Source organism: Novosphingobium malaysiense, from assembly GCF_000802225.1.
Classification (GTDB): Bacteria; Pseudomonadota; Alphaproteobacteria; order Sphingomonadales; family Sphingomonadaceae; genus Novosphingobium; species Novosphingobium malaysiense.
Window position 1 is genome coordinate 446,216 of record NZ_JTDI01000001.1, and the last position, 26,361, is coordinate 472,576.

Below are 26,361 nucleotides of genomic sequence, written 5' to 3' on the forward strand. Positions count from 1 at the left end.
CCCCTCGGCATGCTCGGGATAAACTTCGGCCGAAAGGCCGAAGTCGGGACACGGGTGGCGCTGGCGTGTCTCGACTTCGCTCGACACGAACGGGATGTGGGGGCGAACGGGACGTGGGGGCGCAAACGGGGGCCGGTGACGTATTGCCGGGGAGCCCACCCCGCTGCGACTAGCGCCGTGGGCGCAAGTCTCGCGGCCCTCCCGCTTGCGGGAGGGCGGACCTCGCGCGGTCTTTCGGCGGGGCGCTGGCACTCCCCTCCCGCAAGCGGGAGGGGTTGGGGGTGGGCTTCCTGGCGCGGCGCTCGCGTTGCGGCGGCTGTGCCCCTCCACCATCCTGCGGATGGTCCCCCTCCCCGAGACAAGCTCGGGGAGGAATTATCAGGCCCCCAGCAGCGGTTTCAGGTAGTGGCCGGTGAAGCTGCGCGGGTTCTGCACCACTTGCTCGGGCGTGCCTTCCGCGACGATCTCGCCGCCGCGCACGCCGCCTTCCGGGCCGAGGTCGATGATCCAGTCGGCGGTCTTGATCACGTCGAGGTTGTGTTCGATCACCACCACCGAATTGCCCTGGTCGACGAGGCGGTGGAGCACTTCGAGCAGTTTGCGCACGTCCTCGAAGTGGAGGCCGGTGGTCGGCTCGTCGAGGATGTAGAGCGTCTGCCCGGTCGAGCGGCGGGCGAGTTCCTTGGCGAGCTTCACGCGCTGGGCCTCGCCGCCCGATAGCGTCGTCGCCTGCTGGCCCACCTTGACGTAGCCGAGGCCCACTTCGTTCAGCATGTGCATCTTGTCGCGGATCGGCGGCACCGCCTTGAAGAACTCCTCCGCGTCCTCGATCGTCATGTCGAGCACGTCGGCGATCGAGTGGCCCTTGAACTTCACCTCCAGCGTCTCGCGGTTGTAGCGCTTGCCGTGGCATTCCTCGCACGTCACGTAAACGTCGGGCAGGAAGTGCATCTCGATCTTGATCAGGCCGTCGCCCTGGCACGCCTCGCACCGGCCGCCCTTGACGTTGAAGCTGAAGCGCCCGGGCTTGTAGCCGCGCGCCTCGCTTTCCGGCAGGCCCGCGAACCAGTCGCGGATCTGGGTGAAGGCGCCGGTGTAAGTGGCCGGGTTGGAGCGCGGGGTGCGGCCGATCGGGGACTGGTCGATCTCGATCACCTTGTCGCACATTTCGAGCCCGGTCACGCGGTCGTGCGGCCCGGCGATCACCCGCGCCCCGTTGAGCGTGCGCGCGGCGGCGGCGTGGAGCGTGTCGAGCGTGAGGCTGGACTTGCCCGAGCCGGAGACGCCGGTGACGCAGCAGAAGGTGCCGAGCGGGAACTTCGCGGTGACGCCCGTCAGGTTGTTGGCGCGCGCGTTCTCCACGGTGACGAAGTGGCCGTTGCCCCGGCGGCGCGTTGCGGGCACCTCGATCCGGCGCGCGCCGGTGAGGTACTGCGCGGTGAGGCTGGTCTTGGACTTGAGCACCTGCTTGAGCGTGCCTTCGGCCACCACCTCGCCCCCGTGGACGCCCGCGCCGGGGCCGAGGTCCACCACATGATCGGCGGCGCGGATCGCGTCCTCGTCATGCTCGACGACGATCACCGTGTTGCCGAGGTCGCGCAGGCGTTTCAGCGTTTCCAGCAGCCGGTCGTTGTCGCGCTGGTGCAGGCCGATGCTGGGCTCGTCGAGCACGTAGAGCACGCCCGAAAGCCCCGAACCGATCTGGCTGGCGAGACGGATGCGCTGGCTCTCCCCGCCCGACAGCGTGCCGCTGGTGCGGTCGAGGTTGAGGTAGTCGAGCCCGACGTTGTTGAGGAAGCCGAGCCGCTCGTTGATCTCCTTGAGGATGGCGTGTGCGATCTGCTGCTGCTGGCTGGTGAGCTTGCCCTCCAGCGTGCCGAACCACTTGTAGGCATCGGCCACCGAAAGCCGCGCGGCATCGGCGATGTCGCTCTCGGCGATCTTCACGCTGAGCGCCTCGGGCTTGAGGCGCTTGCCGTCGCACACCTCGCAGGGCTGCGCGGTCTGGAACTTGGCCAGCTCCTCGCGCATCCAGGCGCTGTCGGTCTGCACCATGCGGCGGTTGAGGTTGCCGATCACGCCCTCGAACGGCTTGTTGACGGTATATTCCTTGCGCCCGTCCTTGAACGTCAGCGGCACCGGCGCGCCCGCGGTTCCATAAAGCACGACGATGCGCACTTCCTTGGGCAGGTCGTGCCAGGGCGTGGTGAGATCGAACCCGAAATGCTTGGCGAGGCTGGAGAGCACCTGCATGTAATAGGGGCTCGGCGGGTTGGACTTCGCCCACGGCGCGACCGCGCCCTGCTTGAGCGTCAGCCCCTCGTTCGGGACCACCAGCTGCGGATCGAACAGCAGTTTCTCACCCAGCCCGTCACAGGCCGGGCAGGCCCCCTGCGGCGCGTTGAAGGAGAACAGCCGCGGCTCGATCTCCTCGATCGTGAAGCCGGAGACCGGGCATGCGAACTTTTCGGAGAACACGATGCGGTTGGGCGGCAGGCCGGCGCCTTTCATCGCGCCCCCCTTCCCGTTCGCGTCGAGCGAAGTCGAGACGCCCTGCCCCCGTGTCTCGACTTCGCTCGACACGAACGGAGGTTGACTGACTTCCGCCACCGTCTTGTCTGCCAGATCGACATAGGCCAGCCCCTCGGCCAGCTTGAGCGCCTGCTCGAAGCTGTCGGCCAGCCGCGTCTGGATGCCGTCCTTCACCGCGATGCGGTCGACCACGACTTCAATGTCGTGCTTGTACTTCTTGTCGAGCGCGGGGGCGTCCTCGATCTGGTAAAGCTCGCCGTCGATGCGCACGCGGGTGAAGCCGGCCTTCTGCCACTCGGCCAGTTCCTTGCGGTATTCCCCCTTGCGCCCGCGCACCACCGGGGCGAGCAGGTAGAGCCGCGTGCCCTCGGGCAGCGCCATGACCCTATCGACCATGTTGGACACCGTCTGCGCCTCGATCGGCAGGCCGGTGGCGGGCGAATAGGGAATGCCCACGCGCGCCCAGAGCAGGCGCATGTAGTCCCAGATCTCGGTCACGGTGGCGACGGTGGAGCGCGGGTTGCGGCTGGTGGTCTTCTGCTCGATCGAGATCGCGGGAGAAAGCCCGTCGATATGCTCGACGTCGGGCTTCTGCATCATCTCGAGGAACTGGCGCGCATAGGCGCTCAGCGATTCCACATAGCGGCGCTGCCCCTCGGCATAGATCGTGTCGAACGCCAGGCTCGACTTGCCCGAGCCCGACAGGCCGGTGATCACGATCAGCTTCTCGCGCGGTAACGCAATGTCAAAGCCCTTGAGGTTATGCTCGCGCGCGCCGCGCACGGTGATGTGGGTGAGACTCATGGGAGGCGTATGTTCCAGATTTGTTCGCGCCTAGCAAGAGGCGGTAAGTCGAGCCCTAGATGGGATCGCAACGGCTCATCGCAATCCCTTTGCCTCGCCAACGCGCGGACGGCATAAACGTGGCAAGGGACAAAAGGGACCGGGAATCATGAGGGTATCGCACTTCGCACCCGCGCTTTGCGCGCTGGCTTTCGTCACAGGCCTGGCTTCGGCACCGGTCAGCGCGGACGATCCGAAAGATCCGGCCATGGCCACCCGTGCCGCACGCGAGCGGGACCGGGCGATCATCCGGCAGCTCAACCGCGACCAGGCAGCCTACGTGCAGCGGCGCGACGCCGAATATGCCAAGGGCTGGGCGGCCTATCGCCGCGCCCAGACCGGCGAACGGGAACACCGCGAGGACCAGCGGGCCTACGCCGAGGCGCGCAGCGACTATGAAGCTGCGATGGCCGACTGGCGAAGGGACGTCGACGCCTGCCGTGCCGGCTACTACGAGCACTGCGCGCGTTAGGCACCGGCCTAACGCGGTCCACTGCGACCACAACCACAGCAACGCCTCATCGCACACCCGGCGCGGTTCGTCGCGGGACGAGAGCGTTTCGCTTTAGAGACGCCGTGAATAAGCATATATTGCTTAAATCGCAGGGAGAGGCGTAATATTTGTACAACGAACTGTTGCTTAAAGAGAATTTAATTAAAGAAGCAGCGTAACGGACAATTGCGAGTCGCCCCTTAATTCCATGCATATCCCGCTTGCCGGGACGCGACTTGCCACGCTGCCTCACCACCGTCGATTTACAGAGCTGTCTAACGGGTCGCGTCAGTGCTGTCGCCCAAGTCCACGGATTTGGGGCTCCTTTTCCTGCGTGGATCGAGAGAGGAGTAAGACCATGAAGACGCTATCTTTGGCGGCCGTTGCCGCTGCCCTATTGCTGACCGGCGCACCTTCTTATGCCGATGTCGTGGTGAAGGACCGTGACACTGCGAATGTCCCTTTCCGCGAAGTGCACTACGACGATCTTAATCTCGACACCCAAAAGGGCATCGATTCCTTGAACGGCCGCATCAATCTGGCCGTTCGGCAGGTTTGCGGCTCGAACGACATCCGCCGGTTGCGCGAACATCTTGCAGTCAGAGCCTGCCGTACGGATTCGCTTGGCCGCGCATATGCAGACCGTGACGCCATCCTCGAAGCCCGGATGGTCGCCCGCGAAAACCATGTCGACCTTGCAGCCATGGAGATGCCGCCACTTCGCGTTCGGCATTGAAACCCCGGGCAAGGTGACAGCGATTTGAAGCGATCGAAGCCGCTCCCTGTTGAAATGCACGCCTGATCGACTGCCACCTGCTGCAGCAAAAGGTCCGCGCCATCCTGTGATGCGCGGATCTTTTGCTTTGTGCGCCCGCGACGCGACGGCCCAACGCACTCGTGCCCGGCCTTGCCTCGCACTGGCCAGCGCCTAGGATGCCGGCCATGAAAACCACACTCCCCCTCGCTTTAGCCGCCGTATCGCTTTTGGCGTGCGCGCATCCTGCCCTTGCAAAGGTCTCGGTCGATCCGGACCGGATCGTAGAAGACGTCAAGACGCTCGCCTCCGACACATTCGAAGGCCGGGCCCCGGGCACGGCCGGCGAAGACCGCACGATCGGCTACCTGATTGCCAGGATGCAGGACACCGGGCTCGAACCGGCTGGCCCCGACGGGCAATGGGTGCAGACCGTACCGCTGCTCCACACCGCGCTGCAGCCCGCCAAAACGATGACCTTTGCCACGCCCAAGGGCGCCATGCCGGTCGAGCAGGCAAAGGACATCTACGTTTCGACCGTCCGCCCGGACGACGAGGCGGTGATCAGCAAGGCGCCGGTGGTCTTCGTCGGCTACGGCGTCGATGCCCCCGAGCGCGGGTGGGACGATTTCAAGGGCGCGGACCTCAAGGGCAAGGTCGTCGTCTTCCTCGTCAACGATCCCGATTTCGCCGCCGCCAAGGGCGAAGCGCCCTATGGCAAGTTCGGCGGGCGGACGATGACCTACTACGGCCGCTGGACCTACAAGTTCGAGGAAGCGGCGCGGCAGGGTGCGGTCGGCGCGCTGATCGTCCATGAGACCGAAGCGGCCGGCTATGGCTGGAATGTTATCAAGAGCCCGGGCGGCGAGAACTACGACATCGTCCGCAAGCCCGACGAGCTGACGACGCTCAAGCTGCAGGGCTGGATTTCGGGCGATGCGGCCAAGACGCTCTTCGCCGATGCCGGGCTGGATCTGTCCAGACTACGCAAGGAGGCGCGCAAGGCGAGCTTCAAACCGGTGCCGCTAAGGGGCGTCACTTTCGATGCCGATGTACCGGTGAAGCATGAGGAAATCGCCAGCCACAACGTGCTCGGCCGCATTCCCGGCACCTCGCACCCCGATGAAGTGGTGATGTTCGGCGCGCACTGGGATGCCTACGGCAAGGGCGAGCCCGACGAACAGGGCCGCATCTACCGTGCGGGCGCGAACGACGACGCGCTGGGCATTGCCGGCATCCTCGATATCGCGCGGGTCATGAAGGCGGGTCCGCCGCCGCAGCGCAGCGTCGTCTTCGCGGCATGGACCGCAGAGGAGCGCGGACTGCTGGGCTCCGAATACTATGCCTCCAATCCGGTCTATCCGCTCGACAAGACCGTCGCCAACCTTGCCATCGACATCCTGCAGACTGCGGGCGCGGCCAACGACGTGGTGCTCGTCGGCAAGGGCCAGGACACGCTCGAGGACGACATGGCGCGCGTCGCGGCGACGCAGGGCCGCACCGTCACGCCCGAGAGCCTGCCCGAGCGCGGGCTGTTCTACCGCGCCGACCACTTCTCCTTCGCCAAGCGCGGGGTGCCGGTGATGCTGCTGATGGGCATCGCCGGTGCCGCTGACCTGAAAGAGGGCGGAACGAAGGCCGGGCAGGCGTGGATCGATGCCTATACCGGCAACTGCTACCACCAGGCCTGCGATGCCTGGTCGGAAGACTGGGACATGGCGGGTGTCGTGCAGGACATCGACCTGATCGGCACCATCGGCGAGGAACTGGCGAATTCGCGCCGCTGGCCCGAGTGGAAGGCCGGTTCCGAGTTCAAGGCCATCCGCGAGAAGAGCGCGGACGTGCGGGACTAGGCAGCGGTGTCTGCCACCGTCTCACGCAGTGCCTCTCCATTCGTGTCGAGCGAAGTCGAGACACGGGTGCGCGGTATTGACGTGTCTCGACTTCGCTCGACACGAACGGGAGTTGGGCGGCTAACGGCCATCGCCGTCTTGGCCTTGACCCTCTCCGCTTGCGGCGGCGGCACCAGGTACCGGCCGGTCAGCGATATCCCGGTGCGGATCGGCCCCCCCTATACCGTGCGCGGCGTGACCTACACGCCGGCGGCCGATCCCGACTACGACATGCTCGGCTATGCGACCTGGTACGGCAACGAGTCCGGCAATCAGGTCGCCAATGGCGAGAAGTTCCGGCCCGACTGGATTACCGCCGCGCACCGCACGCTGCCGCTTCCCTCCTATGTCGAGGTGACTTCGCTCGATACCGGAAAGCGCATTCTGGTGCGGGTCAACGATCGCGGGCCATTCGGCGACAAAGCGCGGATCATCGACCTTTCGAAGGGCGCGGCCGAATTGCTGGGTGTGCGCGCGAGAGGCAAGGCGGCCGTGCGGGTCCGGGTGGTTCAGCCCCCCGAACGCGACCGCGAGAAGCTGCGCAAGGGCGATGCCGCGAGGAAACTGCCGCCGATTTCGGGCCGGACGTTGGCGAACCTGCAGGCGCAATTCGCCCGGGGAGTGGGCCCACGCTGACATTTCGGGACACAGATGTCGCGAAAACGACATTGCGCGCGGCAGAGGTCAGAAGTTGCTCAGGTGGCCTTCCCGCTTGGCCTGGGTCCGCGCCGCGGCAGCGATTCCCTTGGCCTTTCCAGGCGGAGAAACCCGCGAAATCAGCCGGTTGACGGCTGTGCTCCCGCAAGTCGGACAGACCGGCGCATCGCCCGAGCGCATCAGCAGCTCGAAATCGGCAATGCAGTCGGGGCAGTGAAACTCGTAAAGCGGCATCGGACCTTCCTGTCGGTTCGGGTGGACAGGAAGGCCCGATGCCAGAAGCGTGCCAGAAAAAGGCCGGTCGCTATCAGGCGGCCTGCTCTTCGTAGAGCGCGGCTTCCTTGGCGATCAGGATATCGGCGAGGAACCAGTAGGCCTCACCCCAGGCGGCGAGAACCTCGTCGGTCGCGGCATCACCCAGCACGTCGCGAATGGCGGGCAGCAGGGCGTTGGCCACGTAGGGATAGTGCTCCGCCTTCACGCCGGTCTCGACGTGGCGTTCGACCATGCGGCGCACGGGTGCATCGAGGTTCTGCAGCTTGTCGACGTTCTGGGCATAGGCGAGGATCGCGGCAGCCAGACGGCGCGGCTGCTCGCCCGATTCCTGGGCAGCCTGGTCGAACAGCGCCTTGACGTCCTCGTCGACGAAAAGCCGCTCGTACATGCGCGTGGTGATGGCAACGCCATGCTCCTGCAGCGCAGGGGCGGTCGCCTTGACGATGGCGATGGTCTGTTCGGAAAGCGGTGCGGCCATGGATGGTCCTCCCTTGAAAGATGCGATTCGAATGCATCTATACAGAAGCGCAAAAACATGTAAATCAAATACATCATAAAATCCGGTCCACTTTCGACGAGGAGAGCCGACCTTGCGCCTTACTGCGCACACCGATTACGCCCTGCGCATCCTTCTGCACGCCGCACTGCTGGCCAGGGAGGAGCCCCAGGGCCTGCTATCGATCGCGGAGGTGGCGCAGCACCACGCGATCTCGCGCAACCATGCGATGAAGGTGGTCAACCTGCTGGCCAATGCCGGCCTGCTGGAGACCGTGCGCGGGCGCGGCGGCGGCTTTCGGCTGGGCCAGCCGGCCGACACCATTCGGCTGGGCGACGTCGTGCGGCTGACCGAGCCGTGCCTCTCTCCTGCCGACTGCGCCAATTGCCTGTTGCGCCGAACCTGCGGACTGACAGCCATTCTCGACGATGCCATGGCCGCGTTCCTGGCCCGGCTCGACGCCAGAACCCTTGCGGACGCCGCTGCCTCTTCCCGCCTGCCGGTGATGAGCGGACAATCGGGAACCCGGCTCGCTCCGCCCGCGTTCTAGAAGCGAGAGGAGGCAAATATGAACATCGGAGCTGAAATCCCCTTTCGCCGCAGCCGCCGCGAGCGCGCTGCGACGGGGTCGCTGATTTTCGATCGCGAGCGCAAGGAATACGTCGACGAGCACGCGGAAACGGCGCAGCAGGACATGCGCATCTGGGACCACGGACGCTTCCGCAAACCCTGAGCGAAAGCACCTCTATGTGGCGGCAGTAGCCGGGCGCAACATGCTTGCGTATCGGCGCACTGCCGCTTTGCATTTTTATTGCCGGCAGGCCCGCGGGAGAAACCGTTTCGGCAAAGCCGTTCAATCCCTTGCAATGGCCTGGATTCTCGGTTTCAAGCGGCACCAATGACCACCCCGGCAACCCCCCGTGCCGCGCTAGAACATGCGCTTTTTGCGTCGAGAGGTTGCCGCATCCCTGGAGAATATAGCGATGAAAACCCGGCTCCTGGCGGCCGCCGCCCCGCTGGTCGTAGCGGCGACCATGGTGAGCGGATGCGCAAGCATGCCTGCTGAAGCGGAAACGGAAGCCCCGGCCAGCGCATCTGCGGTCCCGGCCTATTCCGGCCCCTTCGCGCAGGAAAGCACCCTGCCCTTCCACGCGCCCGATTTCTCGACGATCAAGGACAGCGACTACCAGCCCGCGCTCGAGGCCGGCATTGCCGCCAAGCGCGCCGAGATCGAGGCCATTGCCGATAACCCCGAACCGCCCACGTTCGACAATACGGTCGTCGCCATGGAGCGCGCCGGCGCCCTGCTCTCGCGGGTCGAGAACGTGTTCGACCAGCTCGTGAGCGCCAACACCAACGCGACGCTCGATGCCGTGGACACGGCAACATCGCCCAAGCTCGAAGCGCTCAAGGACCGGATCTACCTCAACGACAAGCTGTTCCAGCGGGTCAAGGCGGTGCGCGACAGTGCCGAGGGCAAGGCGCTGACCGGCGAGGATGCGATGCTCCTCGAGACTACCTACGCCAAGTTCGTCCATCGCGGCGCCGAGCTGGATCAGGCCCAGAAGGCCCAGCTCAAGGACATGAACCTGCGCATCGCCGCGCTGGAAACCGAATTCTCGCAGAAGCTGACCGCCGGCACCGATGCCGCCGCCGTCACCTTCGACAGCAAGGACCAGCTTGCCGGCCTGTCCGACGCCGACATCGCCGCCGCCGCCAAGCGCGCCGCCGATCGCGGCATGGCGGGCAAGTACGTGCTGGCGCTGAGCAACACCACGCAGCAGCCCGCGCTGTCGCAGCTTTCCAACCGCGACAGCCGCAAGAAGCTGTTCGAGGCGAGCGTGAACCGCACCTCGCACGGCGGCGAGTACGACACCACCGCGATCGTCAGCGAACTGGCAACGCTGCGCGCGAAGAAGGCCAAGCTGCTCGGCCTTCCCGATTTCGCCACGTTCCAGATGTACGACCGCATGGTCACCTCGCCCAAGAAGGCGCAGGAATTCCTCAACGGCTTCGTTCCGCCGCTCGGCGCCACGCAGTCACGTGAAGCCGCGATCCTGGCCGATGCGGCCAAGGCGGACGGCATCGCCAGGCTGGAGCCCTGGGACTGGGGCTACTACGCGGAGAAGGTGCGCAAGGCGAAGTACGATCTCGACGACGCGCAGATCAAGCCGTACTTCAACGTGTGGAACACGCTGGAAAACGGCGTCTTCTATGCCGCAACGCAGACCTACGGCATCACCTTCAAGCGCCGCACCGACATTCCCGTCTATCACCCCTCGATGCGGGTCTATGAAGTCTACGACAAGGACGGCAGCCCGCTGGCGCTGTTCTACTTCGATCCCTATGCCCGGCCCAACAAGCAGGGCGGTGCCTGGATGGGCAACTTCGTCGAGCAGTCCTACCTGACCGGCGACAAGCCGGTGGTTCACAACACGCTCAACATCGCCCCGCCCGTCGACGGCCAGGAGCCGCTGGCCACTTGGGACGACGTGACCACGATGTTCCACGAATTCGGCCACGCGCTGCACGGCATCTTCGCCAGCCAGAAGTACCCCTCGCTCTCGGGCACCGAGACGGCGCGCGACTTCGTGGAGTTCCCCAGCCAGTTCAACGAGAACTTCGCGACCGTCCCGGCGGTACTCCAGCACTTCGCCAAGAATGCCGCCGGCGAGACGATTCCCGACGCGCTGATGAAGAAGATCGAGGCCGCGGCGAAGTGGAACCAGGGGCTGTCCTTCGGGGAAACGCTGGAAGCGGCCATGCTCGACATGGACTGGCACACGCTCGATCCCCAGCAGGCGAGCCAGCCGCCAATGGCCTTCGAAGCCAAGGTGCTCGACAGCATGAAGGCCAACGGCCTGGAGACCGGCCTCATCCCGCCGCGCTATCGCACGCCCTATTTCCGGCACATCTGGAGCAACGGCTACCAGGCCGGCTACTACTCCTACATCTGGACCGAAATGCTGGCGCACGACGGCTGGGACTGGGTGGAAAAACACGGCGGCATGACCCGCGCCAACGGCGATCACATCCGCGCGACCTTCCTGGGCCAAGGCCACAGCAAGGACTATGCGGTGATGTACCGCAACTTCACCGGGCACGATCCCGATCTCAACCCGATGCTAGCGGCACGCGGTCTGACCGCACCGGGCGAATAGGACGATCCCGGCGGCAGGACGACCTGCCGCCGGGTTTTCGCATTGCCAGAAAGGGCGCGTTTTCGCGCCCTTTCTTCTTTCAGATCGACAGAAGACGGCCGAAGAACGCACGGTAGCGCTTGAGCGCCATGCGCAGATCCTCGGTTGAGACCCCTTCGCCGCGATCCCACTGGTGTTCGAGGTTCGAGCGTTCTCGCGCGAACGTCTCGGCCAGCTGTTTCATGGCCGAGGCGACAAGGGCATCGGCATCCTCCACCGCGCGACGCGGCTCGTCGACGAAGCCGGTCTGCACGGTATCCCAACGCTTCCGCAGGCTTTCCGCCTCGGCCGGAGGAAACAGCGCATCGGCTGTGTGTCCGGCCGTCTCCGGCTCGGAGGCAACGCCGGCCCGCGCGATATCGGCGGTGCCGCCTATCGCACGACCGTCCGTCTTTCCGCCCTCGATGGGACCGTCACCGGTCGCTGGCGCGTGATCGGCACGCACGCGTTCTTCAACGGGTTCCGTCATGGTGCGTCTCCCTTTCCTTGCGCATGTCGACCACGCGGCCTTCGCGGTTCGCCACGACCGGCCGGCTGTCCACCGGTTCGTGGACGAGATCGTCGAAAAGCGCCCGGTAATGGATCATCGCCTTGCGCAGGTCCTCGGTATCGGCCTCGCCCCGCGCATGGCGTTCGGCGATGGCGTGACCACTGCGGTAGTTGTCGACGACATCGCCGTGATCGACCGAAAGGTCGGCCGAGCGCTGTTCGAAATCGGTGACGGGATAGCCACGCTCTTCCATCACTTCGCCGACCAGCACATCGGCCCGCGTCACGGCGTCGGCAGGCGAGTCCACGAAGCGGGCCTGGATCCTCTTCCAGTCATCGATGTACCGGCGACGGCTTTCCGGCGACAGCGGCCGGATATCGAAGCTTTCGACGCGCTTTTCGCGCTCGTGCAGGATGGTTTCCGCGCGATGGGCGCCACCGGCCTCGTCCACGGTACGGTCGTATTCGTGGCCGAAGCGCTGTCTGAGGGCATGGGAGCGGCGACTGCGCATATACAACACAGCACCGCCGACGATCACGGCCAACACGATAAGGCCGATCGCCAAGGCAAGCGGGGTAATCGTTATCACGGTCCTTCTCCAATCATTCCGCAGGGTGCTTTCGCACTCCGTTCCCGTGGCAGAGAAAGCGCGGATGGACGCCTGAGGTTGCGGCCTGGCCCAACGCTTCGTCGCGTTTGATGCAGCGATTGCGGACAGCGGGCGGCGCGTCCATCTGATACCAATTGTGACACGAAACCGGCGACCGGGAGGCGGTGCGTGCGGAACCTCGTCCGCCGGCCATTCGTTTCAGGACCATGCAATCCGGGGGTGGAAACGCAAACGCGGAGTAGCATCATGGCAAATGCATCGGCTGAGCCCTATCCGACGGCCTCCACGACCGAATGGAACCTGTTCAAACTGCCGCGCCACAATGCCAACTGGTTCCTTCTGCGCGGCGTCCTGGCCATTGCCTTCGGCATCGTGGCCCTGCTGCTGCCCGGCACCGCCGTGTTGGCCGCAGCGCTGGTCTTCGCAGCCTTCACGTTCGCGGACGGCCTGTTCTCGACGATCACCGGCATTCGCGGCGCCCGCCATCACACCGAGCGCTGGGGCTGGTTCATCTTCAACGGCGTGGTCGGCCTTGCCGTCGGCGTACTGTTCGTCATCTGGCCACTGATGAGTACGATGGCCTATGCCTTCCTGCTCGTGGCGTTCATGGCCGCCTTCTACCTCGCCACCGGCATCGGCCAGATCGCCGCAGCCATCCGCCTGCGCAAGGATATTCGCAACGAGTGGGTGCTTGGTTTCCTGGGCGTGACCGGCCTCATCCTCGCAGCAGCCTTGATCTATCTGCTCTGGACGTCACCCGCATTGACCCTGCTCGCCGTCGCCTGGTTGATCGGCGCCTATGCACTGGTTTCCGGCGTCCTGCTGATCGCGCTTTCGTTCCGCCTGCGGCGGCGGGACTGAGGGGACTGCCCCTTACCCCACCGACAACGCCCGCGCGCCCGGCTCTCCCAGCCAGCGCGCGGGGCAGCGCCACACGCGAGCGATCACCTCTTCCGACAACGCCTGTGCGGGTGGACCATCCGCGGCCAGCCGACCCTTATCGAGCACAACCACCCGATCGGCATGGTTCATCGCCATGGACAGGTCGTGCAGGACGAGCACCACGCCCCGGCCCGCCGCCGCCTGCTCGCAGAAGCGGTGCACCAGCGCCGCGGCGTGGGCGAGGTCGAGATTGGCCAGCGGCTCGTCCGCGAGCAACCAGCCGGGCCGCGTCGCCAGCACCCGCGCCATGAGCGCCCGCGCCCGCTCGCCGCCGGATAGCTGCGAGACCGGACGGTGGCGGAAGTCTTCCAGGTCCATCGCCGCAATCGCGTCGTCGATGGCGGCCTGCGCCTCCGATGCCGGGGCGCCGCGCCAGGGCAAGCGGCCCAGCGAGATCAGCACTTCGACCGACACGTCCCAGGCGACTTCGGGCGATTGCGGCAGGTAGCCCAGCGCCCGTGCGCGCGCCTGAGGACGCAGGCGCCCCAGCCATTCCCCGTCGAGCGCAACATGGCCCGCATCGAGTTCCAGCAATCCGGCAAGGCACGAAAGCAGCGTGGACTTGCCTGCGCCGTTTGGCCCGCAGATCGCAGTAATCTCGCCCGGGTTCAACGCGAGCGTCAACGCCTCGAGCCGTTCTTTCACGCCGAGATCACAGGCCTGCAGGCTCATGCCAGCCCCCTGCGCATCTTGAGCAGCAAGTGCAGGAAGAACGGCGCGCCGAGCAGGCTGAGCGCTATGCCAAGCCGCAGTTCGCCGCCCGCCAGCGGCAGGATACGGCAGAGGCAGTCGGCGATCAGCAGCAGCAGCGCCCCTGCCAGCGCGCTCGGGACGATCAGCGAACTGGGCCGCCGGTCGGTGAGCGGACGCACCAGATGCGGCACGACCAGTCCGACGAAGCCGATGATCCCCGCGACTGCGACGCCCGCGCCGACCGTAAGCCCGATCCCGGCGATCATCAGCGCCTGCAGACGGCGCGGATCGACCCCGAGCGAACGCGCCGCCGCTTCACCCAGCGTCAGAGCATCGAGGCTGCGCCCGGCAGCGATCAGCACGCCGATGCCCGCCAAAGTGAAAGGCGTGGCGATCCAGACTTCGCGCCACGAGCGGTCGGCCAGCGTGCCCATCAGCCAGGTCACGATCTCGCTCATGGCGAAGGGCGTGGGCGAAAGGCTGATGGCAAGGCTCATCAGCGCCCCGGCGAGGCTGGAAATCATCAGACCCGCGAGCGTAAACAGCGCCACCCCACCCTCGCGCCCGGCGATCAGCGCCAGCAGCGCCATCGCCCCGCCCGCCCCGACAAGCGCGAAGACCGGAAGCAGATAGGTGGAAGCGGCATAGCCGGTCCAGAAACTCAGTACCGCGCCGAGTGCGGCGCCGGGCGCAATGCCGAACAGGCCCGGATCGGCGAGCGGATTGCGCAGAAAGCCCTGCATGGCCGCGCCCGACGCCCCCAGCCCGGCGCCGAGCACCAGCGCCAGCACCGCGCGCGGCAGGCGAAGCTGCATGAGGATCACCGAGGCATTGCGCGTTTCGGGCGCCAGCGGATCGATCCAGACCCGGCCCGCCAGCAAAGAAAGCGGCACGGCCGCCGCGATGGCCAGCAGCAGGATCAGGATGAGACGCTGGTTCATGGTGCCGCCACCTCCCGCCGCACCGCGCGCAGCCTTTCGAGCGCGCGCGGGATGGTCGGGCCGCCGCACCACAGCAGCGAACTGTCGAGCCGCTTGCGCACCGTGCCCTCAAGCGCCGAGAGCGCGGGATGGCGCAGCATCCGGTCTTCCTGCGACTGCCGATTGCCCACTGCGAAGATCACCCGCGGCGGCTGGGCCAGCACGCGTTCGAGCGGCAGGAAGTCCGCCTGCGACAGCCCCCGCGCCGCCGCGCCATTGGCAAAGCCCGCATGCTTGAGAAGGTCGGCGATCAGCGTGCCGTCGCCGGCGACGATCCCGCCAGATTCCCATACCAGCGCAGGCACCGGCGCCTGACCGGCAGGCGCGGCGCTCTGCGCCATGGCGTTCTCTATGCGATCTATCATCGCCCTGCCCGCCTGCGGATTGCCGGAAAGATCCGCCAGTTCGCGCACTTGCGCTTCGGAAGTCGTGATGTCGGCGGGCATCGCCATGGTCACCACGCGGATGCCCAAGTCGTCGAGCGCCTGACGCGTGGCGGGGGCAAGGAAGCTGCCCGCCACCACCACGTCCGGGTCCAACGCGGCCACTTCCTCGACCGATCCCGACGTCGCCGGGAAGCGCCGCGCGAGATCGACGTCCATCGAGGCGGAGGCGCGGTCGTGGCTGTAGTGCGAGACCGCCAGCAACTGGCCGGGCGCGGCCACTTCGGCCAGCACCGCGTCGCTGCAGGGGTTGAGCGAGACGATGGTGGGCCGCTTCACTGCCCGCGCCGGGGTATCCGCTTCCACGGCACACCCCGCCAACGCCATCCCCGCGAGCACAAAGAACCCGATCCACAGCACAGTGCGGAGGTCCGGGCCCTTCCGCTTGCGCGGGGACGACGAAGGAAGGCGCAAGGTCACATCTTTACCCGCACCCCGGCATAGGCCGAGCGGCCGGGGGTGCCGTAGGTCCGCACCACTTCATAGTGCTCGTCGAACAGGTTCTCGACCCGGCCATAGACCTCGACATTGTCGGTCACGGCAAAGGCGCCGCGCAGGCCGACGACGAGGTGCCCATCGACGTACTGGCTGTTCGCCATGTCGTCGTAACGCCCGCCGCCCACGCGCAGGTCCGCGCCGAGCCGCAGCCCGAGATCCCAGGCCTTGTCGAGACTGGCGTAGAGATTGGACTTCGGCCGCCGTGCCAGCCGCGTCCCCGTATTCTCGTCGGTCGCGTCGAGATAGGTGTAGGACAGGTTCACGTCGAAGCCGTTCCAGTTCGCCACCTGCATGCCCAGTTCAACACCCTGCGCGCGGGCACGGCCGACGTTGTAGTAGTTCCAGTTGGCGAAGTCGTAGTCGATGAGGTTCTTCGTCTTGCGGTCGAAGTAGGTCAGCGTGAAGCGGCCCGTGCCTTCGGCAAAGGGCTGCTCGAATCCCACGTCCCATCCCTTCGAGGTCTCGGGATCGAGCGCACGGAAACCGGCGTTGGTATAGAGCTGATAGAGCGAAGGCGCCTTGAAGCCCTCGCCATAGCTGGCGCGCAGCACCGGGGCATCGACGCCCGAACCGATCACCCAGGCGCCGTTGGCGGCGAAGGTGGTCTTGTCGCCGAAGTCCGAATTGTCGTCGTAGCGCAGACCGCCGTTGAGCGTGAGGCCCGCCAGCAGGTGCAGGGTGAGGTTCCCGTAGACACTGTCGATCGAGGTCGAATCCTGCGATCCGTAGTTGTCGTCGAATTTCTGCTTCTCGGTCTCCGCCCCGACCAGCACCGAGACCAGCTCGACCGGCGCGAACGAGGCCTGCCCTTCGAAGCGCTCGACCTTGCCGTTGGTCTCGTAGGGGCCCCATACGGCATCGTCGGAAATGCGGCGGGTGTCTGTCAGGCCATAGCCGAGACGCGCGGAAAGGCGTCCGTCGACCCCCTTGTAGCGCACATTGGCATAGCCCAGCGTGTCCCGCTTGAGGCCGACATTGAGCGCGTCGGCACCGAAACCGTCGTAATCGTAGTTGGCCTTGGTCCAGTACCCGCCGGCATCGACCGACAGGCCCGGGCTCAGTTCCACTTCGGCGCGGGCATTGGCGCTCTTGCTTTCGAAGCCGTCCTTCTCGGTACCACCGCGGCGTTCGTTGAAGGCGGAATAGCCGTCGCCCTTCAGCCAGTTGCCACCCAGCGTCAGGCCGACGGGGCCGAGCATGCCGGCCGCCGAGGCGCTAACCTGCTTGCGGTCGCGCCAGCCGTATTCCGCCTGCGCCTGCCCGTGCCACTGCTCGGTGGGGCGCTTGGTGATGAAGTTGATGACGCCGCCGATCGCGCGGCTACCCCAGATCACGCCGGCCGAGCCGCGCACCACTTCCACGCGGTCGAACTGGCCGATGGTGAGCGCGCCGAAATCGAAACCGCCGCCGACATCACCCGGATCGTTGATGCGCACGCCGTCGATCAGCACCAGGCTCTGCGCATTGTCCGCACCACGGATGAATACGCTGGAGGGCTGGCCGAAGCCGCCCGAATTGGTCACCGAAACGCCGGGCACACGCGCAAGCACTTCGGTGGCGGTGGTCGCCTGCGTGCGTTCGATCTCGTCGCGAGTAATGATGCTGATCGCCTGGCCGATCTGGGTAACCGGGGTCGGCTCACGCATGGCGGTCACGACGATGGGATCGTTGTCCGCCGCCATGGCGGGTGTACTGACCACAAGAGCAGCACCAAGCAGATACAGATATTTCATAAATAGACTCCGAACCTTGAACGAAATGCCGTTCATGGCGGAGGACGCACGTCTGCGACGCGGGTCTCGCTGCTTTCCGGTACACCCCGCCCGGCGCGGAACGACCGTCTCGGGCAGGTCTCCTGGCTCCCGGATCAATGCCCGCCCTCGCCTTCCCAGCCCATTCGCGGCCAGTGGCATGTGGAGTGCGGACTCCCCGGTCACAGTTGCGGGGGCAGCGCCGGAATTGAACCGACTTCCCTCTTAGGCCCGGTTACCCGGACAACCCATGACGTGACCGCGCCGATAAAGCGATCGCGCAAGCTTGGCAAGTAACCGGGGCGGTGCGGTCAGTGCGAATTCTTAAGGGATTAAGGCTAAGCGAAGACCATGTCCCACCCGGGGACGGGAGCGAATGCCGGGATGCGGGGACCATGAAGCCGGGCTAGCGACAGGGTTGCGTCCCTGCGTTTCGACGCTGCGAAAGGAAGCGAGTGTCTTCAGCCACCGACATGTCTGACCAGCCGTGGGCCGATTGGCGCGAAGAGCGGCCGCGCGCCTTTGCCGCCCGCTTCCATCGCAAGGCTCGCCATGCCGGACGCGCGCCGATGCAGGTGAAACGGCCCTGGGCGTTGAGCGTCACGGCACTCGCGGCGGTCGCCCTGCCGGCCTTTGCCGCGCCCCAGGGCTGGGAACGGTTTCGGATCGCCGATGCCGTCGCAAACGACACCCCGGTCGAACCGATGCCGTTCGAAAAGGCGGGATCCACCTTTCCCGGTTCGGCCTTCTATTATCTCGAGGTCGAAAAGCCTGTCCTGAAAGTCGGGGAAGGCATCCATTCCGATGCCGACGTGGCGCCGAGCAATTCCGCTGCCGGCGACGGGCCGGCGGCCCGCCCGCTCCAGATCGACAATTCGGGCGTCGACCGCACGCGGGCGCTGCAATGCCTCACGGCGGCCATTTACTACGAAGCCGCCAGCGAATCCGAAGCCGGACAGCGTGCAGTGGCGCAAGTGGTGCTCAACCGCGTCGCCCATCCCGCCTATCCCAACAGCGTATGCGGGGTCGTCTACGAAGGATCCGAACGGGCATCGGGGTGCCAGTTCTCCTTCAGCTGCGACGGTTCGCTGGCCCGGCACCCTTCCCGGCTGTTCTGGGATCGCGCGAGGACCGTGGCGCGACAGGCCCTGGACGGTTACGTCTATGCGCCGGTCGGGCTCGCCACGCATTATCACACGCTTCAGGTTCACCCCTACTGGGCTTCGAGCCTGCACTACATGGGCACTATCGGCGCCCACCGGTTCTATCGCTTCAACGGCGCTGCCGGGCGTCCCGCCACTTTCCGTTTCGCCTATCTCGGCGGCGAGCCGGCAGCCCGCCCGCACGCCCGGCTTCCGTCCGACGCGCCCGACACCGTTCTGGATCCCGCAGCGGTGCAACGCACATTCGCATCCGCAGAACCGATAAAGGCGCGCACGGAGGAAGCCCCCTCCCCTGCGGCGACGGCCACACCAATATATACCAGCGAATTGCGCAGCCGGGGCGGCGACGCGCTTTACCGGGCATCGAACCTTCCAGAGGCGCGAGGCATCAAACCCGAATTCGCTAACTCAGGCCGATGGATCGCCCAGCCCGGAAGCTGATCCCCAGACGAAAACGGCGCAGCCCCAGACGGTTAGAATCTTAACAAAGTGATTCGGCGTGATGAAGAATTAGGCAACCAAAGCCGAACACCATTGCTTAGCGCCTGATGGCTAAACTCAGGGCATGAAGCCGCTTGATATGCTTGGAGCCCCCCGACCATGACAATCCGATTTGCTGCGGCATGGGGTGGCGCGACACCCGCGATTGCCCGCGCGCTGTGCCTTTCGGCCCCGCTTGGGGCGGCAAACGACAATCGTCCCTCCACGCCTCTGCGCAGATCCAACCGTCCGGCCAGGCCGGCCAACAGCAATTGCGATGGCCATGACCAGGTTCTTGCCGAAGCGCTGCGGCACTTTGCCCGTCACGGTCTGGGCGCTGCGGTGAAGGCGTGCGAGGAAGCCGAACAGGCCGACGCCTGCGGCGACAGCGACAGTCGCGAGCAATGGCTGTCGATCTGCCGGCACTTCGATCGCCGCATGGCGGACGCTTGCGCCCGTAACTTTTCGCAAGACGCCTGACTCCTACCGACACTCCGCCTGACTGAAGGTCTTGCCCGGCAGCAGGGCAACCGCGCCGTGCTTGGGACGAGTCGTGTCCGCACGTCTTGTGCCCGACCGATTTTATCGGGAGAACAGGGCTGCACGGCTTTCGACTTGCCCTCAAAGGGGCCTTTTGCACGAAGGCAAAGAACAGCCCGCCACGTTTACTTGCAATTGCGAACTATTATCATTTAAATATGCCCCGTTCGAGCTGAAATGCGGCTTTTCGCGGTTGCAATGTCGGATCGAGGGGCGTAGGGCCCGCTCTGCAACATCGGCGCCTGCCTTTGCGGGATGGAGCAGGCCGCCTTGAAGTCCGGCAATCCCGCCTTGGGAAGGACACGCACGCATCATGGCTCGTAAGAAGATTGCCCTCATCGGCGCAGGCAACATCGGCGGTACGCTCGCGCACCTCGCCGCGCAGAAGGAACTGGGCGACGTCGTTCTATTCGACATCGCCGAAGGCATTCCCCAGGGCAAGGCACTCGACCTGTCGCAGTGCGGCCCGGTCGAAGGCTTCGACGCCTTCATCACCGGCACCAACGATTACAAGGACATCGCAGGCGCCGACGTCGTGATCGTCACTGCCGGCGTTCCCCGCAAGCCCGGCATGAGCCGCGACGACCTGCTGGGTATCAACCTCAAGGTCATGAAGGCAGTCGGCGAAGGCATCCGCGACAACTGCCCCGATGCATTCGTGATCTGCATCACCAACCCGCTCGACGCGATGGTCTGGGCGCTGCGCGAATTCTCCGGACTGCCCCACAACAAGGTCGTCGGCATGGCCGGCGTGCTCGACTCGGCCCGCTTCTCGACCTTCCTCGCCTGGGAATTCGGCGTGTCGGTCCGCGACGTGACTTCGTTCGTTCTGGGCGGACACGGCGACACCATGGTGCCGATCGTCGAGTACTCGACCGTCAAGGGCATCCCCGTTCCCGACCTCATCAAGATGGGCCGCTCGACGCAGGAGCGCATCGACGCCATCGTCAAGCGCACCGCAAGCGGCGGCGGCGAGATCGTCGGCCTGCTCAAGACCGGTTCGGCCTTCTACGCGCCTGCCGCCTCTGCGATCTCCATGGCTGAAAGCTACCTCGGCGACCAGAAGCGCATCCTGCCCTGCGCCGCGCACCTCACCGGCCAGTACGGCGTCGACGGCCTTTACGTCGGCGTGCCCGTCATGATCGGCAAGGACGGCGTCGAGCAGGTCATCGAAATCGACCTCGACGAGAAGGCCAAGGCCGGCCTTCAGGTCTCGATCGATGCGGTCAAGGAACTGCTGGTTGCCTGCAAGGGCATCGACAGCTCGCTGGCCTGAATGCCAATCGGCCCGGCGACACCGGCCTCCTTGTAAGGCCAGTGTCGTCCGAGGCGAATAGTTGCTTGGTGCCTCCCCAGCCTTCACGGGCTGTTTCCAAGATCAGGAACAGGAAAATCCCATGTCCATTCTCGTCGACAAGAATACCAAGGTCATTACCCAGGGCATGACCGGCTCGACCGGCAGCTTCCACACGCAGGCCGCGCTCGACTACGGCACGCAGATGGTTGCGGGCGTGACCCCGGGCAAGGGCGGCACCGAGCACCTCGGCCTGCCGCAGTTCAACACCGTGGCCGAAGCCAAGGCCGCGACCGGCGCCACCGCTTCGTGCGTCTACGTACCGCCGGCAGGCGCCGCCGACGCGATCCTCGAGGCGATCGATGCCGAGATCGAGCTGATCATCTGCATCACCGAGGGCATTCCCGTTCTCGACATGATCCCGGTGAAGCGCGCGCTGACCGGTTCGAAGTCGCGCCTGATCGGCCCGAACTGCCCCGGCGTGCTGACGCCGAACGAGTGCAAGATCGGCATCATGCCCGGCAACATCTTCTCCAAGGGTTCGGTCGGCGTCGTCAGCCGTTCCGGCACCCTCACCTACGAAGCCGTGTTCCAGACCACCAACGCGGGCCTCGGCCAGACCACGGCCGTGGGCATCGGCGGTGACCCGGTCAACGGCACCAACTTCATCGACGTCCTCGAACTGTTCCTGGCCGACGACGAGACCAAGTCGATCATCATGATCGGCGAGATCGGCGGCTCGGCCGAAGAAGAAGCCGCGCAGTTCCTCAAGGACGAGGCCAAGCGCGGCCGCAAGAAGCCGATGGTCGGCTTCATCGCGGGCCGCACGGCGCCTCCGGGACGCCGCATGGGCCACGCCGGCGCGATCGTGTCGGGCGGCCAGGGCGGCGCCGAGGACAAGATCGCGGCGATGGAAGAGGCCGGCATCCGTGTCAGCCCCTCGCCCTCGCTGCTGGGCGAAACCCTTGTGGAAGTCCTCAAGGAAACCGTCTGATTTCTTCCGGTCGGGGCGCGGATCTAGGGGAAACACCCGATCCGCGCCCCACCGGACAATAACCATAAGGTGCAAAGACACCACTCCCCTGCGGACTTGCGGCCCTCCTCCCCGGGAACCCGAAGTCCGAAACTAGATTGCTCAAATGTGGCGGACGCATGGCTCCGGCGCGCGAAAGGTAATTCCTATGGGCAACGAGAATATGGATTTCACGCCGGAGATGGGTCTCGACGAGACGCAGCCGGGCCCCAGCTGGCAGCGTAGCAACTGGCCCCGCGTCGGTGCCGAGTTCGAGGACGACTGGACCCAGGGCCTCGACCCCACGGCCCTCAAGGCGGAAATCGCCAAGGCCGCGGCCAAGGGCGGCGGCAAGGTCGACCAGTCCCGCATAGACGAAGCGGCCGCCGATGCGATCCGCGCGATGATGCTGATCCGCACCTATCGCGTGCGCGGCCACCTCGCTGCCGATCTCGACCCGCTCGGCCTCTCCCAGCGCAAGCTCCCCGCCGACCTTACGCCCGAATACCACGGCTTTGCCGGCGCCGCGCAGGACCGCCCCGTCTATGTCGGCGGCAACCTCGGTCTCGAATGGACCACCGTGCGCGAGCTGGTGCAGATCCTGCACGCGAACTACTGCGGCAAGGTCGGCCTCGAATACATGCACATCGCCGATGTCGAGGAACGCCGCTTCCTGCAGGAACGCATGGAAGGCGCCGACAAGGAGATCGAGTTCACCGAGAACGGCAAGAAGGCCATCCTCCAGGCGGTGGTGCGCGGCGAGCAGTACGAGAAGTTCCTCGGCAAGAAATACGTCGGCACCAAGCGCTTCGGCCTCGACGGCGGCGAATCGATGATCCCCGCGCTCGAAGGCGTGATCAAGTACGGCGGCCAGCTCGGCGTGAAGCAGATCGTCTACGGCATGGCCCACCGCGGCCGCCTCAACGTGCTCGCCAACGTCATGGCCAAGCCCTACAAGGTGATCTTCCACGAGTTCTCCGGCGGCACCGCCAATCCCGAGGACGTGGGCGGCTCGGGCGACGTGAAGTACCACCTCGGCACCTCGACGGACCGCGAATTCGACGGGATCAAGGTGCACATGAGCCTGATGCCCAACCCCTCGCACCTCGAGACGGTCAATCCGGTGGTGCTGGGCAAGGTGCGCGCCTATCAGACGATCTACGACGACATCGGCGATGACGTCGGCCCCGATGCCCGCCACAAGCAGGTCCTGCCCGTGCTCATCCACGGCGATGCGGCCTTTGCCGGCCAGGGCGTGGTGTGGGAGTGCTTCGGCCTTTCGGGCGTGGCCGGCTACAACACCGGCGGCTGCATCCACTTCGTCATCAACAACCAGATCGGCTTCACCACCTCGCCGAACTTCGCGCGCAATTCGCCCTATCCGACCGACGTCGCCAAGGGCGTCCAGGCGCCGATCCTGCACGTCAACGGCGACGATCCGGCGGCCGTGACCTTCGCCTGCAAGCTGGCGATCGACTATCGCCAGACCTTCGGGCGCGACATCGTGATCGACATGTGGTGCTATCGCCGCTTCGGCCACAACGAGGGCGACGAGCCCAGCTTCACCCAGCCGCTGATGTACGCGCAGATCAAGAAGCATCCGCCGGTCAGCAAGATCTACGCCGAACGGCTCAAGGCCGAAGGCGTGATCGACGATGCCTTCCTGCCGGAAACGGAAAAGGCCTTCAACGAACACCTCGAGAAGGAATTCGAGGCGGCCAAGACCTACAAGTCCAACCATGCCGACTGGTTCGGCGGGCAGTGGAGCGGCTTCAACAAGCCGGCAGATCCCGAAACCGCGCGCCGCAACGTGCACACCGGCATCGAGGCCAAGCTGTTCGACAGCCTCGGCCGCACGCTCACCACGGTCCCCGACGACCTGACCATCCACAAGACGCTCGGCCGCGTTCTCGATGCCAAGCGCGAGATGTTCGCGACAGGCGAAGGCTTCGACTGGGCGACCGCCGAGGCACTCGCGTTCGGCAGCCTCGTTTCCGAGGGCTACGGCGTGCGCCTGTCCGGCCAGGATTGTGAACGCGGTACTTTCTCGCAGCGTCACGCCGTCTGGGTCGACCAGAAGGACGAGCACAAGTACACGCCGATCGACACCCTGCCGCACGGCACCTTCGAAGTCCTGAACTCGACGCTGTCCGAATACGGCGTGCTCGGCTTCGAATACGGCTATGCCAGTGCCGATCCCAAGACTCTGGTGCTGTGGGAAGCGCAGTTCGGCGACTTCGCCAACGGTGCGCAGATCATCATCGACCAGTACATCGCCGCGTCCGAAGCCAAGTGGCTGCGTGCCAACGGCCTCGTGCTGCTGCTGCCGCACGGCTACGAGGGACAGGGCCCCGAGCACTCCTCGGCCCGCCTGGAACGGTTCCTGCAGCTCTGCGCCCAGGACAACATCCAGGTGTGCAACATCACCACGCCGTCGAACTACTTCCACGTGCTTCGCCGGCAGATGCACCGCCCGTTCCGCAAGCCGCTCGTCATCATGACACCCAAGTCGCTGCTGCGCCATCCGATGGCGAAATCGACGGCAGACGACTTCGTGGGCGAAGGCCACTTCTTCCGCATCCTTTCGGACCCCAAGGCGCCCGAGGACAAGGACACCAAGAAGGTCATCCTGTGTTCGGGCAAGGTCGCCTACGACCTGTTCGAAGCGCGCGACGAGAACGAGATCGACGATACCCAGATCATCCGCCTCGAGCAGCTCTATCCCTTCCCGGGCGAGCCGCTGGCCCTGCGCCTTTCGCGCATGAAGAACCTCGAGGAAATCGTCTGGTGCCAGGAAGAGCCGCGCAACAATGGCGCCTGGTTCTTCGTCGAATCGCAGATCGAGGAAGCCGCCAAGGAAGCCGGGGCGAAGGCCCCGCGCCCCCGCTATGCCGGCCGCCACGGCTCGGCCTCTCCGGCAACCGGCCTCGCCAAGCGGCACGTATCCGAACAGGCCGCGCTGGTCGCCGACGCGCTGCACCTTTCCGTCCGTTCCGAACTCCGTCGCAAGCAGAAGGCTTGAGATAAATCATGTCCACCGAAGTCAAGGTCCCCACGCTCGGCGAATCCGTCTCCGAGGCCACCATCGGCCAGTGGCTCAAGCAGCCCGGCGAAGCCGTCGCTGCCGACGAACCCATCGCCAGCCTCGAGACCGACAAGGTCGCCATCGACGTCATGGCGCCCCATGACGGCGTGATGGGCGAACAACTCGCCGCCGAAGGCGACACCGTCACCGTCGGCGCGCTGATCGCCACCATCGAGGAAGGCTCGGGCTCCGCGCCTGCACCCAAGAAGGAAGCCGCGCCCAAGGCCGAAGCGCCGGCGCCGGCCGCTGCCAAGCCTGCGCCTGCCCCCGCTGCGAGCGGCGAGGAAGCGCCGGGTGGTGCCGCCGTTCTCTCGCCCGCCGTGCGCCGCGCCGTGCTCGAATACGGGATCGATCCCTCGACCATCAAGGGTACCGGCAAGGACGGCCGCATCACCAAGGACGACGTGATCGCCGCCGCCAAGAACAAGTCGACCTCGCCCGCGCCCGCAGCGGCAGCCCCGGCGACCGCGCCTGCCGCCGGCCGCAACGAGGAACGCGTCAAGATGACGCGCCTGCGCCAGACGATCGCCAAGCGTCTCAAGTCCGCGCAGGACAATGCAGCGCTGCTCACGACCTTCAACGACGTCGACATGTCCGCCGTCATCGAGGCGCGAGAGAAGTACAAGGACATCTTCGCCAAGAAGCACGGCATCAAGCTCGGCTTCATGTCCTTCTTCGCCAAGGCTTCGGTGCTGGCGCTCAAGGACATCCCGGCAGTCAACGCCCAGATCGACGGCGACGAGATCATCTATCACGACTACGTCGACATCTCGATCGCGGTCTCGGCCCCGAACGGCCTCGTCGTTCCCGTGGTGCGCGACTGCGACAAGCTGGGCTTCGCCGGCATCGAAAGCGCCATCGCCGACTATGGCAAGCGCGCCAAGGAAGGCACGCTGACCATGGAAGACATGAAGGGCGGCACCTTCACGATCTCCAACGGCGGCGTCTTCGGCGGCCTGATGTCGACCCCGATCATCAACCCGCCGCAGAGCGCCGTGCTCGGCCTGCACCGCATCGAGGACCGTCCGGTCGTGCGCGATGGCCAGATCGTCATCCGCCCGATGATGTACATCGCGCTGAGCTACGACCACCGCATCATCGATGGCCGAGAAGCGGTCACCGCGCTCAAGACCATCAAGGAAGCGATCGAGGATCCCACGCGGCTTCTCATTGACCTCTAAGTGAATCGTCGCCCCAGCGAAAGCTGGGGCCGCTCTCGGCCAGGCCGGAGTTGAAA

23 protein-coding genes and 1 riboswitch are annotated in these 26,361 nt (G+C 65.7%); of the genes, 14 read left to right on the top strand and 9 right to left on the bottom strand.

Going from position 1 to position 26,361, the window contains the following annotated elements:
* Positions 1–378: 378 nt before the first annotated feature.
* Positions 379–3,336: an excinuclease ABC subunit UvrA gene (uvrA, locus tag LK12_RS01900; RefSeq protein WP_039278595.1), complete on the bottom strand. Its 2,958-nt coding sequence runs from the start codon at positions 3,334–3,336 to the stop codon at positions 379–381.
* A 148-nt stretch (positions 3,337–3,484) separates the two neighbouring features.
* Between uvrA and LK12_RS01905 the strand changes: the two genes are divergently transcribed.
* The 4 genes from LK12_RS01905 to LK12_RS01920 all read left to right on the top strand — a co-directional run bounded on the left by LK12_RS01905 (position 3,485) and on the right by LK12_RS01920 (position 7,150).
* On the top strand, positions 3,485–3,847 hold the full coding sequence (locus LK12_RS01905; RefSeq protein WP_039278597.1) for a hypothetical protein: 363 nt from the start codon (positions 3,485–3,487) through the stop codon (positions 3,845–3,847).
* 379 nt (positions 3,848–4,226) lie between these two features.
* Complete coding sequence (locus LK12_RS01910; protein WP_039278599.1) at positions 4,227–4,604, top strand: UrcA family protein; 378 nt, start codon at positions 4,227–4,229, stop codon at positions 4,602–4,604.
* A 206-nt stretch (positions 4,605–4,810) separates the two neighbouring features.
* Entirely contained in the window at positions 4,811–6,475 is a 1,665-nt protein-coding gene (locus tag LK12_RS01915; protein WP_039280104.1) for a M28 family metallopeptidase, read from the top strand.
* Positions 6,476–6,613: 138 nt separating this feature from the next.
* Positions 6,614–7,150, top strand: coding sequence for a septal ring lytic transglycosylase RlpA family protein (locus LK12_RS01920; protein ID WP_407938117.1), 537 nt, complete (start codon positions 6,614–6,616; stop codon positions 7,148–7,150).
* Between the two features lie 48 nt (positions 7,151–7,198).
* On the opposite strand, the gene LK12_RS01925 is transcribed toward LK12_RS01920, so the two are convergent.
* Both LK12_RS01925 and LK12_RS01930 read right to left on the bottom strand, forming a co-directional pair.
* Entirely contained in the window at positions 7,199–7,405 is a 207-nt protein-coding gene (locus tag LK12_RS01925; protein WP_039278601.1) for an FmdB family zinc ribbon protein, read from the bottom strand.
* A 73-nt stretch (positions 7,406–7,478) separates the two neighbouring features.
* Complete coding sequence (locus LK12_RS01930; RefSeq protein WP_039278603.1) at positions 7,479–7,925, bottom strand: globin domain-containing protein; 447 nt, start codon at positions 7,923–7,925, stop codon at positions 7,479–7,481.
* 112 nt (positions 7,926–8,037) lie between these two features.
* On the opposite strand from LK12_RS01930, the gene LK12_RS01935 reads away from it, so the two are divergent.
* From LK12_RS01935 to LK12_RS01940, 3 genes are all read left to right on the top strand, one after another.
* Positions 8,038–8,493 (top strand): Rrf2 family transcriptional regulator, encoded by a 456-nt coding sequence (locus LK12_RS01935; protein WP_039278606.1) that lies wholly within the window; start codon positions 8,038–8,040, stop codon positions 8,491–8,493.
* Positions 8,494–8,511: 18 nt separating this feature from the next.
* Positions 8,512–8,676, top strand: coding sequence for a hypothetical protein (locus LK12_RS24845; protein WP_197063437.1), 165 nt, complete (start codon positions 8,512–8,514; stop codon positions 8,674–8,676).
* Between the two features lie 250 nt (positions 8,677–8,926).
* Positions 8,927–11,104: a M3 family metallopeptidase gene (locus tag LK12_RS01940; RefSeq protein ID WP_039278609.1), complete on the top strand. Its 2,178-nt coding sequence runs from the start codon at positions 8,927–8,929 to the stop codon at positions 11,102–11,104.
* A gap of 79 nt (positions 11,105–11,183) precedes the next feature.
* On the opposite strand, the gene LK12_RS24850 is transcribed toward LK12_RS01940, so the two are convergent.
* On the bottom strand, positions 11,184–11,612 hold the full coding sequence (locus LK12_RS24850) for a hypothetical protein (RefSeq protein WP_052223089.1): 429 nt from the start codon (positions 11,610–11,612) through the stop codon (positions 11,184–11,186).
* Positions 11,596–12,222: a hypothetical protein gene (locus LK12_RS01950; protein WP_039278612.1), complete on the bottom strand. Its 627-nt coding sequence runs from the start codon at positions 12,220–12,222 to the stop codon at positions 11,596–11,598. Before LK12_RS01950 ends, LK12_RS24850 begins: the two co-directional genes overlap by 17 nt.
* Before the next feature lie 267 nt (positions 12,223–12,489).
* Between LK12_RS01950 and LK12_RS01955 the strand changes: the two genes are divergently transcribed.
* Positions 12,490–13,104 (top strand): HdeD family acid-resistance protein, encoded by a 615-nt coding sequence (locus tag LK12_RS01955; RefSeq protein WP_052223090.1) that lies wholly within the window; start codon positions 12,490–12,492, stop codon positions 13,102–13,104.
* A gap of 12 nt (positions 13,105–13,116) precedes the next feature.
* Here LK12_RS01955 and LK12_RS01960 read toward each other — a convergent pair whose 3' ends face one another.
* From LK12_RS01960 to LK12_RS01975, 4 genes are all read right to left on the bottom strand, one after another.
* Positions 13,117–13,857 carry an ABC transporter ATP-binding protein gene (locus LK12_RS01960; protein WP_039278614.1) on the bottom strand — a complete coding sequence of 247 codons (741 nt, stop codon included), beginning with the start codon at positions 13,855–13,857 and terminating at the stop codon, positions 13,117–13,119.
* Positions 13,854–14,819, bottom strand: coding sequence for a FecCD family ABC transporter permease (locus tag LK12_RS01965; RefSeq protein WP_039278617.1), 966 nt, complete (start codon positions 14,817–14,819; stop codon positions 13,854–13,856). The genes LK12_RS01960 and LK12_RS01965 overlap by 4 nt, the downstream gene beginning before the upstream one ends.
* Positions 14,816–15,607, bottom strand: coding sequence for an ABC transporter substrate-binding protein (locus LK12_RS01970; RefSeq protein ID WP_231568193.1), 792 nt, complete (start codon positions 15,605–15,607; stop codon positions 14,816–14,818). The genes LK12_RS01965 and LK12_RS01970 overlap by 4 nt, the downstream gene beginning before the upstream one ends.
* A gap of 110 nt (positions 15,608–15,717) precedes the next feature.
* A complete protein-coding gene (locus LK12_RS01975; protein ID WP_039278619.1) occupies positions 15,718–17,532 on the bottom strand; it encodes a TonB-dependent receptor domain-containing protein in 1,815 nt (604 codons plus the stop codon).
* Between the two features lie 95 nt (positions 17,533–17,627).
* Positions 17,628–17,817: riboswitch (cobalamin riboswitch) on the bottom strand.
* Between the two features lie 206 nt (positions 17,818–18,023).
* On the opposite strand from LK12_RS01975, the gene LK12_RS01980 reads away from it, so the two are divergent.
* From LK12_RS01980 to odhB, 6 genes are all read left to right on the top strand, one after another.
* On the top strand, positions 18,024–19,154 hold the full coding sequence (locus LK12_RS01980; RefSeq protein WP_052223091.1) for a cell wall hydrolase: 1,131 nt from the start codon (positions 18,024–18,026) through the stop codon (positions 19,152–19,154).
* 159 nt (positions 19,155–19,313) lie between these two features.
* Complete coding sequence (locus LK12_RS01985; protein WP_039278623.1) at positions 19,314–19,673, top strand: hypothetical protein; 360 nt, start codon at positions 19,314–19,316, stop codon at positions 19,671–19,673.
* 373 nt (positions 19,674–20,046) lie between these two features.
* Positions 20,047–21,009, top strand: coding sequence for a malate dehydrogenase (gene mdh, locus LK12_RS01990; RefSeq protein ID WP_039278626.1), 963 nt, complete (start codon positions 20,047–20,049; stop codon positions 21,007–21,009).
* 121 nt (positions 21,010–21,130) lie between these two features.
* The gene (gene sucD, locus LK12_RS01995; RefSeq protein ID WP_039278629.1) at positions 21,131–22,021 is read left to right on the top strand and encodes a succinate--CoA ligase subunit alpha; all 891 of its coding nucleotides are present in this window, start codon (positions 21,131–21,133) and stop codon (positions 22,019–22,021) included.
* A 187-nt stretch (positions 22,022–22,208) separates the two neighbouring features.
* Positions 22,209–25,061: a 2-oxoglutarate dehydrogenase E1 component gene (locus LK12_RS02000; RefSeq protein WP_039278631.1), complete on the top strand. Its 2,853-nt coding sequence runs from the start codon at positions 22,209–22,211 to the stop codon at positions 25,059–25,061.
* Between the two features lie 8 nt (positions 25,062–25,069).
* Positions 25,070–26,305 carry a 2-oxoglutarate dehydrogenase complex dihydrolipoyllysine-residue succinyltransferase gene (odhB, locus tag LK12_RS02005; protein WP_039278632.1) on the top strand — a complete coding sequence of 412 codons (1,236 nt, stop codon included), beginning with the start codon at positions 25,070–25,072 and terminating at the stop codon, positions 26,303–26,305.
* Positions 26,306–26,361 lie beyond the last annotated feature (56 nt).